The organism is Saccharopolyspora taberi, from assembly GCF_039534165.1.
Taxonomy (GTDB): domain Bacteria; phylum Actinomycetota; class Actinomycetes; order Mycobacteriales; family Pseudonocardiaceae; genus Saccharopolyspora_D; species Saccharopolyspora_D taberi.
In genome coordinates this window covers 859,816-877,032 of sequence record NZ_BAAAUX010000014.1, presented here as the reverse complement: position 1 = coordinate 877,032, position 17,217 = coordinate 859,816, and the positions used below count along the sequence as shown (strand labels likewise).

The 17,217-nt window shown below is 69.6% G+C and carries 7 protein-coding genes; 5 read left to right on the top strand and 2 right to left on the bottom strand.

Annotation, left to right across the window (positions count from 1 at the left end; translation table 11 throughout):
- Positions 1-24 precede the first annotated feature (24 nt).
- A complete protein-coding gene (locus tag ABD691_RS18285) occupies positions 25-693 on the bottom strand; it encodes an NADPH-dependent FMN reductase (protein ID WP_344681225.1) in 669 nt (222 codons plus the stop codon).
- Between the two features lie 48 nt (positions 694-741).
- A complete protein-coding gene (sbnA, locus tag ABD691_RS18280) occupies positions 742-1,707 on the bottom strand; it encodes a 2,3-diaminopropionate biosynthesis protein SbnA (protein WP_344681223.1) in 966 nt (321 codons plus the stop codon).
- 431 nt (positions 1,708-2,138) lie between these two features.
- On the opposite strand from sbnA, the gene ABD691_RS18275 reads away from it, so the two are divergent.
- The 5 genes from ABD691_RS18275 (at position 2,139) to ABD691_RS18255 (ending at position 17,204) form a co-directional block, all read left to right on the top strand.
- Complete coding sequence (locus ABD691_RS18275) at positions 2,139-3,419, top strand: acyl-CoA dehydrogenase family protein (protein ID WP_344681221.1); 1,281 nt, start codon at positions 2,139-2,141, stop codon at positions 3,417-3,419.
- Positions 3,420-3,502: 83 nt separating this feature from the next.
- Entirely contained in the window at positions 3,503-5,497 is a 1,995-nt protein-coding gene (locus tag ABD691_RS18270) for a carbamoyltransferase family protein (RefSeq protein ID WP_344681219.1), read from the top strand.
- Positions 5,494-6,675 carry an acyl-CoA dehydrogenase family protein gene (locus ABD691_RS18265; RefSeq protein WP_344681217.1) on the top strand — a complete coding sequence of 394 codons (1,182 nt, stop codon included), beginning with the start codon at positions 5,494-5,496 and terminating at the stop codon, positions 6,673-6,675. Before ABD691_RS18270 ends, ABD691_RS18265 begins: the two co-directional genes overlap by 4 nt.
- Before the next feature lie 42 nt (positions 6,676-6,717).
- Positions 6,718-8,733 (top strand): carbamoyltransferase family protein, encoded by a 2,016-nt coding sequence (locus tag ABD691_RS18260; RefSeq protein ID WP_344681215.1) that lies wholly within the window; start codon positions 6,718-6,720, stop codon positions 8,731-8,733.
- Between the two features lie 17 nt (positions 8,734-8,750).
- Positions 8,751-17,204 (top strand): amino acid adenylation domain-containing protein, encoded by an 8,454-nt coding sequence (locus tag ABD691_RS18255; protein ID WP_344681213.1) that lies wholly within the window; start codon positions 8,751-8,753, stop codon positions 17,202-17,204.
- Positions 17,205-17,217: the final 13 nt, after the last annotated feature.

Genomic DNA, 17,217 nt, shown 5'->3' with positions numbered 1-17,217 from the left:
CGCCAGGAGCACGGGATCCGCGGGTCAACGATCCTTGGCCGGGAGAACCGACGCTGCGAGCTCGTCGTGGTCGGTCGTCGTGCGCGCCAGCCCGGCGATCCGCCGCGCGTGCGCGAATTCGATCACCTGGTCGCTCATCGCCTTCAGCTTCGATCCCACCGGGGACGCCGAGGCGGTCCCGTTCTCGGGGATGACCGTTTCCGACGAGTTGATCGCCACTCCCATGGGCGTCGGCCAGCCGCGCAGCGCATGCGTCACCGTGCGCAGGCAGTGCAGCGTGGACACGGCGGCCTGCCAGCCGCGCGCCACCGAGATGCAGCCCACGGACATGCCGTGCAGGTAGGGGAGGGGGTCGGCGTGCAGGTCCTCGAAGTAGTCGAAGACGTTCTTGATCATCCCGGACAGCGTGCCGTTGTAGCCGGGGGACGAGACGACCAGCGCGTCGGCCCGGCGGACCGCCTCCAGCAGGGCCGTCGCCTGCGGGCAGCGATCGCTGCTCTCGGTGTCGTAGATCGGGAACATCAGGGTCCGGCCGAGGAACAGCTCGGTCTCCGCGCCGCCGGACTCCAGCGCGCGCATCGCGACCCGCAGCGCCTTCTCGGAGTTCGAGCCCGCGTGCGTGGATCCGCCGATGCCGACAACCCGTATCGGCCGGCTTTCCCGCGCCGCGACCGGCTCTTCGTGCGTGATCATGTCATCTCCTGCCGCCGGGTCGGCGTGGCCGCCGTGTCATGGCTCCTCCTACTGGCCGCTGGTGGTGAACAGGGCATCCAGCTGCTTGTCCGCGACCCACGCCATCGAGTACACGGTGTCGACGTACTTCTCCCCGAGGTCCGGTGAGATCGCGACGACCCTGGACCGCGGCGGGAGGGAGCCGGAGATCCGGTCGACAGCCGCCAGGACGGTCCCGGTCGAACCACCGGCCAGCAGCCCGTAGTCCCGGGTCAGCCGGTGGCACATCGCGACCGTCTCGGTCTCGGGGATCAGCACCTTCTCGAACGACCCGTCGTCGACGAAGATGTCCGGGCGGCGGGCCGCGCCGAGGCCGGGGATGTGGCGGGTGCTCGGGGGACCGCCGAAGGTCACCGACCCGACGGAGTCGACCCCGACGATCCGCGTGCGGGGACTGTGCCTGCTGAAGTAGTCCACGCAGCCCATCAGGGTCCCCGTCGTGCCCGCACCGACGAACAGCACGTCGACGTGCCCGAACTCGTCGTGGATGGCCCGCGCGGTCCGGCTGCTGTGCGCCTCGACGTTGGCCGCGTTGGCGTGCTGGTTGAGCCAGACCAGCTCGGGCTCCACCGCGATCCGGCTGCGGACGTAGTCGAAACGGGCCTGCAGGAACCCCTGGCTGCTGTTCTCGCCGGTGACCTCCACGACCTCCGCGCCGAGGCTGCTCATCATCCGGACCGCCTGCCTGCTCGTGTTCGGGTCCGTGACCAGGGTCAGCGAGTACTTCCTTGCCGCGCAGATCACGGCCAGGGCGACCCCCAGGTTCCCCGAGGTGGACTCGATGAGCCGGGTGCCGGGCCGGAGCGCACCGGTCGCCTCGACGCTGTCGATCAGCGCCACCGCGGTCTTGAGCTTGATGGAGCCGGCGGGATTGAGCCCCTCCAGTTTGACGTATACGTCCGCGTCCTGGACGAAACCGCCGAGTTCGAGAAACACGTTGTCCACGACGACGTCATAAACGTGCCTGAAGATCATCAGCTACTCAATCTTTGGCGCGAGGGGATGTGCACGTTTTGCCCGATATGGCGCGGGGCGCCGTCGCGGCCGCGGGTCAGCGGCCGGGGGCAATGCGGGAAAACCGGTGCGATCGGCGGAAGAAATTCGTGCACATTGAGCGGGCAATCGTCACAGGTAAGAATCCGGGCACCATTCGCCGGTGCACCGGTGGCCAAGTGTTACGTCGCCGTGGCGGGACACGCAAGAGCTGCCCCCGAGACCACTCGTTCGGCCCAGTGGTATTGGCCGGGGCGGCGGCCCGCTCGGATTCGGCCGTTTGTAGCATTTTCATTGCGTTGATGTGACTGTTATGGTGATGCCGTCGTTGATTCATATTCCGAGGGGCATAAGCGACGCTGGTGGTGGCTCGGGGACAATAATGGGCCGGACCGAGATCTGATGGGATTTGAATGAGCATCCCTGCTGAACCGGTGGCGAACGCACCGGCTTTCGAACTTTCACCCGCGACCGATGCCGGCCACCGAGCGGTCACGCTCGCCGAGAAGCACGCCGAACAGTTCCTGGCCCGCGCCGAGGAGCATGATCGGGACGGGACTTTTCCGCACGAGAACTTCGCGGAAATGCAGCGCAGCGGATTCATGGCGTGCACGGTGGCGGCCGAATTCGGTGGCATCGGGCTGGATTCGCTGCACGACATGATGGTGGCGATGAACCGGCTGGCCAGGGGCGACGCCTCGACGGCCATCGCCGCCAACATGCACCTCGCGGGCGCCGCGGTGATCGGCCGCCTGCTGCGCCGGGCCAGGGCGGAGGGCGATGCCGGGGCCGCGGCGGTGATCGAGGACCTGCTGTCCCGCGTCGGCTCGGGGTCGACGGTGATGTGCTACCCGACGACGGAGCGCGGGACGGACCTGACCAGCCCCATGACGACCGCGACGCCCGTCGACGGCGGCTACCTGGTCAACGGCCGCAAGATCTTCGGCACGATCTCGCCCGCCGCCGACCTGTTCTTCCCCAGCGTCCGGGTGCCCAAGGACGACGGCGGCTACCTGACCGCGACCGCGGCGATCCCGAGGGAGGCCGACGGGCTGCAGGTCGAGGACAACTGGGACGCGCTGGGCATGCGCGCGTCCGGCAGCAACGACATCACGTTCACCGACTGCTTCGTCCCGAAGGACATGCTGTTCGCGGTGCGCGACAACTACGCCAGGGCCGGTCAGGGCTTCGCCGACTTCGCGCTGACCGCGAACCTGCCGCTGATCTCCACCTTCCTCGGGATCGCCGAGGCCGCCCGCGACCACGCGCTGCACGCCACCACCAAGCGCAAGGGGCCGAAGAAGAAAGCGCTGGGGGACAGAATTCCCATCCAGCAACTCGTCGCGGAGATAGAAATCGATCTCGCCGTGTGCCGGGCGATGGTGGAACGGGTCGGCCGCATCGCCGACGAGTTCCTCAAGCGCTACGCGACCACCGACGCCCCCTCCGCCGAGGGAAATGCGCTGATGAAGGAAACCCAGTGCATGAAATACGTCGTCAACCGCAAGGCCATCGAGGTGGTCGATCGCGCGATGACGGTGACCGGCGGTGGCGCGTACATGGGAAGGCATCCGCTGGCGAGGTTGTACCGCGACTCCCGCGCCGGACCGTTCATGCAGCCGTACGCACCGTACGAGGCGCTCGAATACATCGGGAAGGTGACCCTGGGAATGGATCCGACCGTCGACCGCTGATTGCTCCGAACGGACGCGGGGCGGGGAGTTGCCGGGTGGCGTTCGGCCGTTGGCCGAAAAGCCCTGAGATTGGACCTCTACCTATGCTGACGCTCGGTCTTTCCGGTGGGCTGGATCCCGTCCACGAACAAGTTCTGGACGTCCCGGAGAACTACACCTACGACGGCGCCGCCGTTCTGGTCCGGGACGGCCGGGTGGTGGCGGCCGTGGAGGAGGAACGGCTCAACCGGATCAAGCATTCCAACAAGTTCCCGTTCGAGTCGATCCGGTTCTGTCTGGACAGCTTCGGGCTGCGCGCGACCGATCTGGACCGGATCGGCTACTACGTCAACGAGGAAGCCGCGAACGTCCTGCTGTCCCGGCTGGCGCTCGCCCGGCCCGAGCTGGCCGGGGACGTCGACGCCCGGACGCTGCTGGCCGGGACGCTGAGCCGGGGCCTCGGCTGCGAGATCGATCCGGGTCGCCTCGCCTTCTTCCAGCACAAGCTCACCCACGCCGCGAGCGCCATGGCGCACTCGGGGTTCGACGACGGTCTCGTGCACGTCGTGGACAGCGCGAGCGGCCTGTACTCCGGGAGCTGGGACGAACGCGGTGGCCTGCGGCTGGACGAGCTGGTGGCGTGGCCGCACCGGCAGTCCCTCAACCACTTCTCCCAGACCCTGCTCCCCGCCATCGGGCTGGGGATGTTCGACGAGCACAAGATGGTGGCGCTGGCCGCGCAGGGCGACCCGGCGACCTTCGCCCCGGTCTTCGACCAGCTCTGCGAGCTGCTGCCCGGCGGGGACTACGCGCTCCGGCTCGACCGGGCGGCAGCGGTGTCGGACCTCGTCGGGACCGGACCTCGCACCGATCCACCGGACCAGGCGGTCCGCGACGTCGCAGCCTCGATGCAGCACACGATGGAGCGGATCGTGCTCCACCAGTTGCGGCACTACCGGGAGAAAGCGGGCCACCGCAGGTTGTGCATGGCGGGCGGCATGATCGAGAACACCGGGCTGGCCGGGAAGGTCCTGCGTTCCGGGCTGTTCGACGAGGTCTTCGTCCACCCGGCCGCCTACGACACGGGGTGCGCGGTCGGTGCCGCGCTCCTGGCGTCGAGCGAGGGGGCCGACGCGGTGCGGCAGGAGCGCCCGGTGCACGTGTTCTGGGGCCCCGACGTCGGTTCCGAGCCGGAGGTGGCCGCTGTTCTGGACCGGTGGCGCGGATTCGTGAGCGCGCACCGCTCCCCGGATGTCGCGCGCGATGCGGCGCAGCTGCTGGCGGACGGCGCCGTCGTCGGGTGGGTGCAGGGCCGGTCCGAGTTCGGCTCGCACGCGCTGGGCAACCGCAGCGTCCTGGCGGACCCGCGGAACCCCGAGAGCAGACCCCGCGTCAACAAGGCCTTGAGCCGGGCGGAGGTGTACCGGCCCCTCGCACCGTCCGTGCTGGCGGAGGACGCGCACGAGTACTTCGTCCTGCCACCGGGAATGGCGCAGTCGCCGTTCATGACCTTCGCCGTGGAGGTGCGCGCGGACCGGCGCGCGGCGTTGCCGGCGACGACCCAGGCGGACGGGACCGCCCGGCTGCACACCGTCTCCCGGGAGGCGAACCTCCGCTACTGGGAGCTGATCAGCGCTTTCCGGGACATCACCGGCGTCCCGGTTCTGCTCAACACCTCGTTCAACAACAGCGTCGAGCCGACGGTCCACTCGGCCGAGGACGCGGTGGTCTCCTTCCTCACCACCGAGATCGACCACCTCGTCGTGGGCGACTTCGTGGTGCGCAGGCGCGAGCCCGCCGAGCAGGACTGGCTCGCCCTCGGCCTGTCGGTTCCTCCGCACGTCAAGCTCTTCCAGATCAAGGGCCACGCCGAGCGCGAACGGGCGACGACGCGCTGCGAGCTCCGCACCTCCTACGAGCCGCAGGTGCGCCGCCGCGTGTCCCCCGAACTCGGCGCCCTGCTCGGGACCGTCAACGCCGAGACGCCCCTCGGCGAGCTGATGAGCGCGATCTCCGCCCCGGACCGGGAGCAGATCCTGGCCGAGATCCGACAGCTGTGGGCGGAGCGGATGCTGTCCCTGCGTGCGAGGAGTTCATGACGAATCACGACGCGGTCCGCTTCCGCGGCCAACTGGACCAGATCACCGGCAAGCTCGCGGAAGCGCTACCGCACGGCGACCTCTCCGCTTTCTACCGCACGTTCCGGGAAACGGACCTGCCGTTGCTCCCGGTGACTTTCCGGGACGACCCGCGAACCCTTTTCCGCTTGGTTTTCGAGACGCTGCAACGGCTCGGCGCGCTGTCGCCCGCGACCGCGCTCGCCGTGGAGAACCACTTCTACGTGAGTTCGGCGATCGCGACGTTCCCGGCCGGTGACGACGTGCTGCTCGAACAGCGGCGCCATGCCGTGCTGGACAAGCTCGGCGCTCGTCGCGCGCTGGTCGCCAACACGAACTCGAAGATCCAGGGCAACAAGCTCGGGCAGATCGGCACCGTGGCACGGCGCAAGGCCGACCGGTTCGTGGTCACCGGCAGGGCTTCGTACACCTCGCTGGCGACCGAGGGCGACGTCCTGGTGTTCCTCACGCGGATCGAGGACGAGGGCCACGCGATCTTCGTGATCGACCCGATGCAGGGCAACCCGGCGGTCGAGATCGGTCCCTACCTGTTCCCCTCCGCCATGCAGGACTCCGACACCAGGCAGATCACCTTCCACGACCTCGAACTCACCGAGGACGACCTGCTGCTGAGCCCGGCGAACCCGCAGGCCGGGCTGCTCATCGAGCACGAGATGGCCTGGCACCAGCTCCTGATCCCGGCGCTGTACCTGGGCGCCGCGGCGGGCGCGCTGGAAGCGGTGCGCACGTTCCTGCGCGGGACCACCGGGCGGGACGGCAAACCGCTGGCCGAGCTCGACGGCATGGTGGTCGACGTCGGACGGCTCGCGCTGGACCACCGCAGCGCCTGCTTCACCGTGCTGCAGGCGGGCGAAACCCTCGCGACGGTCCGGCGGCTGCCGGACGACGAGGAGGCGCTGCGCAGGGCCGCGAACGACGCGAGAGCCGCCAAGTACGTCGGGACGCGCTGCGCGGAGGAGATCGTCACCGCGGCGCGGCGGATCGTGGGCGCTCGCAGCTACGCCGGCGGCCACGTCCTGGAACGCCTCTCCCAGGAGGTCGCCTTCGGGCCGCTCGGACCGGAAGTCAGCGCCGCGATCGAGCGCCGGTACGGCGAGGCCGCGCTCGGCGACGAGTCCTTCACGCACCGGTCCTGGTAACCGCCCGATCCGAGTTCGTGCCCTTCTTCCAAGGAGATTCACATGCTTTGCCTGGGCTTCAGCGGCGGGCTGAACCGCGCCCACGAGAACCCCTACCAACTTCCCCGCGCCTTCACCCACGACGGCGCCGCGGCGCTGGTCGAGGACGGTGCGGTCGTCGCGGCGATCGAGGAAGAACGGCTCAACCGGATCAAGCACTCCAACAAGTTCCCGGAGCACTCGCTGCGCTACTGCCTGCGGCGGCGCGGGGCGCGGGTCCAGGACGTGGACCGGTTCGCCTTCTACGCCACCGAGGAGTACTGCAACGCCCTGCTCACCAACCTGTTCCTGACCAAGCCGGAGATGCCCCGGCTCGACGCGCGCACCGCGCTCGCCGGGCTGCTCTCGCAGGAACTCGGCGGGGAGGTGGACCCGGACCGGATCGTGTTCACCCGCCACCACATGGCCCACGCCGCCAGCGCGTCCTGCGTCTCCGGTTTCGACCGCAGCCTGGTCCTGGCCATCGACGGCTACGGGGACTTCCTGTCCGGTCTGGTCGCGCGGGCGGAGGGGATGTCGCTGACCGAGATCGCCACCTTCCCGCAGCGCAAGTCGCTCGGCCTGCTCTACCTCGAAGTGATCAAGTTCATCGGGTACCGCCAGTTCGACGAGTACAAGGTGATGGGGCTGGCGCCGTACGGGGATCCGGCGCCGTACCGCGCGGCGCTGGCCGAGGTCTACGAACTGCTGCCCGGCGGGAACTACGACCTCGACCTGGACGGGATCGTGCCCGCGCTGCTGGACCGGATCGACGTCCGCAAGTCCGGGCAGCCCATCACCCAGGACCACAAGAACCTCGCGGCGACGCTCCAGGAGGCGCTGGAGACCATCGTCCTGCACGTCCTGCGCCACTACCGCCGGGAAACCGACCTCTCCAGGCTGTGCATGGGCGGCGGGGTCGCGCTCAACGGCACGATGAACGGGAAGATCGCGCATTCCGGCCTGTTCGACGACGTTTTCGTGCAACCGGCCGCGCATGACGCCGGATGCGCGCTCGGCGCCGCTCTGCTGGCTTCGCAGAACGGGGAGGAGCCGCCCCGCGCCCAGAAGCTCCAGCACGTCTACTGGGGCACCGACATCGGTGCCGAGGACGACGTCGCCAGGCAGCTCGAACCCTGGGGCGGGTTCCTGGAAACCCGGCGATCGGCTGACGTGACCCGCGAGGTCGCCGGGCTCGTCGCGGACGGCGCCGTCGTCGGATGGGTGCAGGGCCGGTCGGAGTTCGGGCCGCGGGCGCTGGGCAACCGCAGCATCGTGGCCGACCCGCGGCCGGTGGAGAACCGGCGGCGGATCAACGGGATGATCAAGACCAGGGAGGGCTACCGGCCCTTCGCGCCGTCGGTGCTGGCCGAGGACGCCCGGGAGTACTTCGACCTGCCCGAGAGCATGGACGAGTTCCCGTACATGTTGTTCGTGGTGAACGTGCACGAGGACAAGCGCGCGCTGCTCGGCGCGACGACCCACGTGGACGGTACGGCGCGGTTGCAGACCGTCTCCCGCGAGGCCAATCCGCGCTACTGGGAACTGATCAAGGCGTTCAAGGACCTCACCGGGGTCTCGGTCGTGCTCAACACGTCGTTCAACAACAACGTGGAGCCGATCGTGGAGTCGGTGGAGGACGCCGTGGTGTCCTTCCTGACCACGAAGCTCGACCACCTCGTCGTGGGCGACTTCGTGATCGGCAAGCGGGAACCGGAACGGGAGAGCTGGCGGGCGCTCGCGCTGTCGCTGCCGCAGTACGTCCAGGTCCGCCAGACCAAGGTGTTCGCCCAGCCCGACCGGTCCGAGATCAGGACCGAGCTGCGGACCACCTTCGACGCCGAGCTCAGCGTCGGCATCTCGCCCGAACTGGCCGAACTGCTCCTGCGCCTCGACGGCGAGCAGACCCTCGCGGAACTGGCCAAGGACGCGGAGCTGGACTCCCTGCTGCCGGAGCTGCGCCGGATGTGGGAGCAGCGGCTCGTGCGGCTGCGGCCGGCGCCGCTCGCCGGGGCACCGGATCTGCCTGGAACGGCCTGACGAAGGAGTGCGTGGTCATGATCCCCGAATCCGCCGAGAACCTGACCGACCTGCTGCGCCTCCGAGCCGACGAGCACCCGGACCGGGTGGGCCTGCGCTTCCTGACCTCGGGCGAGGTCGACGGTGAGAGCGAGGAGTGGTCCTTCGGCGAGCTCGACCTGCGCGCCCGGACGATCGCCGCACAGCTCCAGGAGATCGGCGTCCGGGGTGAGCGGGTCATCCTGCTGTACCCGCCGACCGCGGACTTCGTCGCGGCGTTCTTCGGCTGCCTGTACGCCGGAGCCGTGGCCGTCCCCGCCTACCCGCACCCCACCTCGACCCGGCTGCACGGCATCGCGCGCGATGCCGGCGCCAGAGCCGTTCTCGCGCCGAACAAGGTGGTGGCCGAAAACGAGCGCTTCACCCGCGCGGTCCCCGAACTCGCGGCGGCGCGGTGGACCGGGACCGGGGAGTCCGATGTGGACATCGCCGCTCGGTGGCAGCGGCCCGCGATCACCGGGGAGTCGCTGGCCTTCCTCCAGTACACCTCCGGCTCGACCGCCACGCCGAAGGGCGTGATGGTCAGCCACGGCAACCTGCTGCACAACGAACGGCTGATCAAGGAGACCTTCGGCAACGACCAGGAGACGAGCTCGGTGGGATGGCTGCCGCTGTTCCACGACATGGGCCTGATCGGGAACCTGCTGCACCCGCTGTACCTCGGCAACTCCTGCACGCTGATGTCCCCGCAGGCGTTCCTGCAGCAGCCCGCGCGCTGGCTGCGCGCGATCTCGGAGTACGGCGGGGTGCTGTGCGGCGGCCCGAACTTCGGCTACGAGCTGTGCGTCCGCAAGGTCCGGCCCGAGCAGTGCGAGGGCCTGGACCTCAGCGGGTGGGCGGTGGCCTTCAACGGTGCCGAGCCGGTGCGGCAGGACACGATCGACCGCTTCACCGCCAAGTTCGCGGACTTCGGCTTCCGCCCCGAGGCGATGTGCCCCTGCTACGGCCTCGCCGAAGCCACCCTGCTGGTCAGCGGCGTCGGGCGGCACACCACGGCCACCCAGCGCAGGGTCGACGCCGACGCGCTGGCGCGCAACCGCGTGGCCGACGCGACCGATCCGGGGCAGCAGCCGATGGTCTCGGTCGGCACCACCGGCGCCGAGCACGAGGTCGCGATCGCCGACCCGGAAACGCACCAGCGCTGCGAGCCGGACGCCGTCGGGGAGATCTGGGTGAGCGGCCCGAGCGTCGCCCACGGCTACTGGAACCAGCCGGAGGAGAGCGAGAGGACCTTCCGCGCCCACCTCGTCGGCGACGACCGGCGGACCTACCTGCGCACCGGCGACCTCGGGTTCGTCGCCGACGGCGAACTCTACGTCACGGGCCGGATCAAGGACGTCATCATCCTGCGCGGCCGCAACATCTACCCGCAGGACGTCGAGCTCGCGGTCGAGCGCTCGCACCCGGCGGTCCGCCCCGGCGAGTCCGGGGCCTTCGCCGTCGAGGTCGACGGGGAGGAACGGCTGGCGGTCGTCACCGAGGTGGACCTGGGCGACGACACGGCCCCGGAACCCGTGATCGATGCGATCCGGGCCGCGGTGCTGCGGGAGTTCGACCTGCCCGCGCACACCGTGGCGCTGCTCAGTCCCCGCAGCATCCCGAAGACCTCCAGCGGGAAGATCCGGCGCGGCGCCTGCCGGGAGGGCCTGCGGTCCGGCGGGCTCAAGATCCTGGCGCACTCGGTGCTGGACGAGCGCCCGCCGCCGCCACCGCGTGCGACCGGTGCTCAGTTCGGCCTGCTCGACGCGCTCGAAGTGGTGGGCGAGGAGGGCCGCGCGAGCCTCGTCGAACGCTTCGTCCAACGGGAGTGCGCCCGAGTCCTCGGATGCGGTCCCGAGCAGGTGGATCTGGACTCGCCCCCGGCCGCGCTCGGTCTCGACTCGCTGACCGGTGCGGAGATCCAGGGGGCCGTGCAGGACGCCCTGCGGGTGTCGCTGGACATGGGATTCCTCTGGCAGCAACCGAGCCTGCGCGACGCCGCCCGGCAGGTCGTCGCCGCGTGGGAGGGGGCCGATGACGCGGGCAGCGGTCTGCCGGAGCTGGTCCACGTGCCCGGCGAGTCCCAGCCGGTCGCGTCCTCCGGGCAGCAACGGCTGTGGGTGCTTTCCCAGCTCGCGTCGGACACGCCCGTCTACAACATCCACTTCGGACTGCGCATCGAAGGCCCGGTGGACCAGGACGCGCTGCGGAGCGGCGTGACGGAGCTGGTCCGGCGGCACACCGCGCTGCGAACGGTGTTGCGGGAGGTCGGCAGGCAGGTCCGGCAGGTGGTCGTCGATCCCGCGCCGGTGGATCTGCCGAAGACCGATCTGACGACCGCGGCCGAGCCCGAAGCCGAGCTCGAACGGGTCGCGACCGCGCTCGCCGCCGAACCGTTCGACCTCGCCGCCGGACCGCTCGTCCGGTTCCACCTCGTCGCCGTCGCCGCCGAGGACCACGTGCTGCTTGTGACCCAGCACCACACGATCACCGACGGCTGGTCGACCAACGTCCTCGCCAGGGAACTGGCCGAGATCTACGAGGCGCTCGTCCAGGACACGCTGCTCCCGGCGGACCCGCGGTTCCAGTACGCGGACTACGCCAGGTGGGAGCAGTCCGCGGTCGAGCTGCTCTCGGAGGACGAGGAGTTCTGGAGCCGGCAGCTGGCCGGGCTGCCCAGGCTCGAACTGCCCGGCGACCGGCCCCGCCCACCGATGCGGACCTACCGGGGCGGCCGGGTCCGGCTCGAACTGTCGCGCAGGACGAGCGCACGGCTGCTCGCGATCGGCCGCGAGGAGGGCTGCACGCCGTTCGTGACGCTGCTGGCGGGCTACGCGGCCTTCCTGCACCGGTACACCGGCAAGGAGGACTTCGCGATCGGCAGCATCATCGCGAACCGCGGGACGGCCGAGACGCAGGAGCTCGTCGGCTTCCTCGCCAACACCGTGGTGCTGCGCTGCGACCTCTCGGGGAAGCCGACCTTCCGCGAACTGCTCCGGCGGCTGCGTTCGGTGGCCGCGGACGGTTTCAAGCATGGGCGGCTCCCATTCGCCGAGACCGTGCGGGCGGTCGGCGGCGCGGGCGACGACGTCGCGCTCTTCGAGACCTGCTTCGTGCTGGAGAACAACCCGACCCGGCGCGTCGACACGGGTGGGACGACGTGGCGTCCGTTCGTGCTCGCGCCGGACGGCGCGGTCGAGGGGACGGCGAAGTTCGACCTGTCGCTGGCGCTGGAGGACAACGACGGCGTCGTGAGCGGCACGCTTGAGTACAGCGCCGATCGCTTCGACGGTGCCACGGCGCAACGCATGGCCGGCAACCTGCAGATGCTCTTCGCTGGCGCCACCGCCACGCCGGACGCGGCGATCCGCGAGCTTCCGGTGATGACCCCCGACCAGCGGCAGGCGGTCCTCCAGGGGTGGAACGACACCGACCTCGACGTGCCGCACGAGACGGCGTTCCCCGAGCTGTTCGAGGCGCAGGTGCGGCGCACGCCCGACCGGATCGCGGTCGTCTGCGAGGACCAGCGGCTCAGCTACCGGGAGCTGAACGCGCGGGCGAACCGGCTCGCGCACCACCTCCGGCGTTCCGGGCTCCGGTCCGGTGAGGTCGTCGCCCTGCTGATGGACCGGGGCCCGGACCTGCTGACCGCGATCCTCGCGGTGTTCAAGGCGGGCGCGGCCTACCTCCCGCTGGACCCGGACCACCCGGCGAACCGGCACGTGCAGGTGCTGGAGCAGGCCGGGGCCGGGCTGGTCATCAGCACCGCGGAGTTCGCGTCGACCCTGGTCGCCGAACGGGAGTCCCTGCCGGTCCTCGACATCGCGACGCTCGGCGCGCGGCCGGAGTCCGAAGAGGACCTCGGGCTGACCATCACCCCGGGCCACCTCGCGTACGTGTTCTTCACCTCGGGATCAACGGGGGTGCCCAAGGGCGCGATGGTCGAGCACCGCGGCATGGTGAACCACCTCTACGCGAAGATCCACGACCTCGGGCTCGGCCAGGACGACGTGGTGGCGCAGACCGCGTCGCAGTGCTTCGACATCTCGGTGTGGCAGTTCCTCTCGGCCCTGCTCGTCGGCGGGCAGGTGCGGGTCTACCCGCGGGAAGTGGCGCTGGACGCGACCGGGCTGCTCGAACGGGCCGACCAGGACCGGATCACGATCCTCGAGATGGTGCCGTCCCTGCTGGCGACGAGCCTGGACGCGCTGCACCGCGGCGGATCCACGCCACGGCTCGCCGCGCTCCGCTGGCTGCTGATGACGGGCGAGGCGCTGCCGCCCGGCCTCGTGCGCAGGTGGCTCGGGTACTGGCCCGAGGTGCCGATGCTGAACGCGTACGGCCCGACCGAATGCTCGGACGACGTCACGCACTGCTCCATCCCGGACGTGGAGGCGATCACCGAGTCGAACACGCCGATCGGTGTTCCGATCGCGAACACGCGGTTGTACGTGCTGGACGGGGCGTTCGAGCCGGTTCCGGTGGGTGTGTTCGGCGAGTTGTTCGTCGGCGGTGTGGGTGTCGGCCGGGGTTACGTCGGTGACGGGCCGTTGACGGCCGAACGGTTCGTGCCGGATCCGTTCGGTGATGGTGGCCGGTTGTATCGGACTGGGGATGTGGTGCGGTGGTTGCCGGATGGTCGGTTGGAGTTTGCTGGTCGGGTTGATCATCAGGTCAAGATTCGTGGGCATCGGGTTGAGCTGGGTGAGATCGAGTCGGTGCTGCAACGGTGTCCGGGTGTGGGGCAGGCGGTTGTGGTGCTGCGCGAGGACATCGGTGGCGGTCCCCGCCTGGTCGGGTACGTGACCGGCGAGGGCTTGTCCTCCGCGGAGCTGTGCGACTGGGTGGGGCAGTGGTTGCCGGGGTACATGGTGCCGTCGGCCGTGGTCGTGCTGAAGGAGTTTCCGGTCACGCCGAACGGGAAAGTCGACCGGGCCAGCCTGCCTGTGCCTGACCGTTCGGATGTGGTGGGCGCCGGGTTCGTGGCGCCTCGTGGTCCGGTGGAGCAGGCCGTGGCCGAGGTGTGGGCGCAGGTGCTGGGCCTCGATCAGGTTGGGGTCTACGACGACTTCTTCGCGCTCGGTGGACATTCGCTGCTGGCTACGCAAATCATGACGCGGCTGCGGGAGACCTTCGGTGTCGCGGTGTCGCTGCGGGAGTTGTTCGAGAGCCCGACGGTTGCGGCGCTTGCCGGAGTGGTGACGAGTGCGTCGGGCCGTGAACAGGCGCCGCCGATTCCGGTTGTGGATCGGGACGGGGATCTTCCGTTGTCGTTCGCGCAGCAGCGGTTGTGGTTCCTCGACCAGCTTTCCCCGGGCGAGGCGACGTACAACGTCCCAGGCATGGTGCGCTTGTCCGGCGCGGTCGACATCGACGGCTTGCGGTGGGCGCTGGACCAGATCGTCACGCGGCATGAGTCCTTGCGGACGCGGTTCGCGGTCAAGGATGACGTGCCGGTGCAGGTCGTCGAGCCCGCCGGTGGTGTGGATATCGAGGTGGCCGAAGCGCTCGGTGCCTCCGACGAGCACGTGCGGGAGTGGGCACGCGAACGGGCTCGGTGGTCGTTCGACCTGCGTCGGGGCCCGTTGTTCCGGGTGAGCATGCTGCGAGTGGCGCCCGATGAGTGGGTGCTGGTGGTTGCGTTGCACCACAGCGTGTCCGATGGATGGTCGTTGGGCGTGTTGCTTCGGGAGTTGTCGGTTCTGTATGGCGATTATGTCGCCGGTAGGCAGTCGTCGCTTCCGGAGCTGCCGGTGCAGTATGCGGATTTCGCGGTATGGCAGCGGGAATGGCTCGATGGCGGAGTCCTGGAACCGCAGTTGGACTACTGGCGGTCCCAGCTGGCCGGCGCACCTGCTGGGCTGCCGCTGCCCACGGATCGGCCACGCACCGGCAAGGAATCCCGTGAGGGCGCTCATCTTCCGGTGTCCTGGGACGCGGAGCTGATCGAGCGTCTCCGCGAGGTCGCACGTGAGGCTGGGGCGACGCTGTACATGACCGTGCTGGCGGCCTTCCAGGTGGTGCTCGGTCGGTTCGCGGGTACCGAGGATGTGGTCGTGGGCTCTCCAGTTGCCGGGCGTACGCGCCCGGAGTTGGAGGGGTTGATCGGGTTCTTCGTCAACACCCTGGTCATGCGCACGGATCTGTCCGGCTCGCCGTCGTTTGATGAGGTACTGCGCCGAGTGCGAGAGAACGCGCTAGAAGCGTATGCGCATCAGGATGTGCCGTTCGAGCGTTTGGTGGAGGAGCTGGCGCCACCGCGCGACGCGGGCCGGACACCCCTGTTTCAGGTGATGTTCGTCCTGCAGAACGCACCGGTCGGCGAACTGGAGCTGAACGGCGTCGAAGTCAACACCTCGCAGGTGTCAACAGAAACGGCGAAGTTCGAGCTGACGCTGTCGCTGGAGGAAGTCGCGGGAGGTGTCGAGGGATACCTCGAATACGACACCAGCCTGTTCGACGCCGACACGGCGCAACGCGTGATCACCGCCGTGGAATGCGTCCTGGCAGCAGTGGCCGCCGACCCGTCCCGGCCGGTGAGGTCGCTGCCGTTGATGCCGGAGCCGGAATACCGGCGAGTGATCGAGGAGTGGAACAACACCTCGGGGCCGATCCCGCACAACACCGTCCACGAGCTTTTCGAGCAGCACGCCCATGCCCATCCGCACGCCATCGCCCTCATCCAGGGCACCGATCGGCTCTCCTACGACGAGCTGAACCGGAAGGCGAACCGGCTCGCGCACCACCTCCTGGCCGGCACCGCGCCGGAAACCCCGGTCGGGGTCCACCTCCAGCGCTCCACCGACTTCGTCACCTCGATCCTGGGAATTCTGAAGGCGGGCTGCGCCTACGTGCCGCTCGACCCGGGGTACCCGGCCGACCGGTTGGCCCTGATGGTGTCCACCGCGGGCATTTCGACCGTGCTGACCGACGCGGAGGACGACCGCGTGCGGGACGTGCTGGGCGGTGATGTCGAGCTGGTCAACGTGCACCGCGACGAGATCCAGGCGCGGCCGGATCACGATCCGCGACAGCCGGTGAGCCCGGACGGCGCCGCCTACGTCATCTTCACCTCGGGCTCGACCGGCACCCCCAACGGCGTCGTCGGACTGCACCGGGGAGCGGTGAACCGGATCGCCTGGATGCGGGAGCGGTACGCGTTCGAGCCGCACGAGGTCGGCGTGGTGAAGACGTCGGTCAACTTCGTGGACTCGGTCTGGGAGATCTTCGGCCCGCTGGTCAGCGGTGTGCCGTCGGTGATCCTCCCGGACGACGTGGTGAAGTCGCCCCCGGAGCTGGTCCGCGCCCTGCGGGAGTGCGGGGCGACCCGCATCGTCCTGGTCCCGTCGCTGCTGCGAGCCCTGCTGGACGACGAGCCGAAGCTCGGCGAGCTGCTGCCGGAGCTGTGGCAGTGGACCTCCAGCGGCGAGTCCCTGCCGCTCGACGTGGCGCGCCGCTTCGAGCAGAGCCTGCCGGGCCGGACCCTGCTGAACCTCTACGGCTCCTCGGAGGTGTCGGCCGACTCCGTCGCGCTCGAAGTCGAGTCGGACACCTGCGTCACCAGCGTGCCGATAGGTGGCCCGATCGCGAACACGCGGGTGTACGTGCTGGACGGTTCGTTGGAGCCGGTTCCGGTGGGTGTGCACGGGGAGCTGTTCGTGGGCGGTGAGGGCCTGGCCCGGGGTTACGTCGGTGACGGGGCTCTGACGGCGGAGCGGTTCGTGCCGGATCCGTTCGGCGATGGCGAACGGCTGTACCGGACGGGAGACCTCGGGCGCTGGCTGCCGGACGGCCGCCTGGAGTTCGTCGGCCGGGTCGATCACCAGGTCAAGGTGCGCGGCCATCGGGTCGAGCTGGGTGAGATCGAGTCCGTGTTGCTGCGGCATCCCGATGTGGGGCAGGCGGTTGTGGTGCTGCGCGAGGACATCGGTGACGACGCCCGGCTCATCGGGTACGTCACCGGTGAGGGGCTGAACTCCGCCGAACTGAGTGCGTGGGTCGGCCAGTGGTTGCCCGGGTACATGGCGCCGTCGGCCGTGGTGGTGCTGGAGAGGTTCCCGGTCACCCCCAACGGCAAGATCGATCGGGCTGCCCTGCCGGTGCCCGATCGTTCGGATGTCGTGGGCGCGGGGTTCGTGGCACCTCGTGGTCCGGTGGAGCAGGCTGTGGCCGAGGTGTGGGCCCAGGTGCTGGGACTGGACCAGGTGGGGATCTACGACGACTTCTTCGCGCTCGGCGGGCATTCGCTGATGGCCACCCAAATCGTGACCCGGCTGCGGGACAAGGTGAAGGTCGAGCTCGAACTGCGGCGGCTGTTCGAGAACCCCACCGTGGCCGGCGTCGCCGAACTCGTCGAACAGCTCACGGCAGGGGAAACGGCTCCAGCGCCGTCCGCGATCCCGCGGCAGCCGCGCAAGCGCGTTTCCCTGCCTGCGGACACACCCGGTGAGTGAGGTACCGGTGACA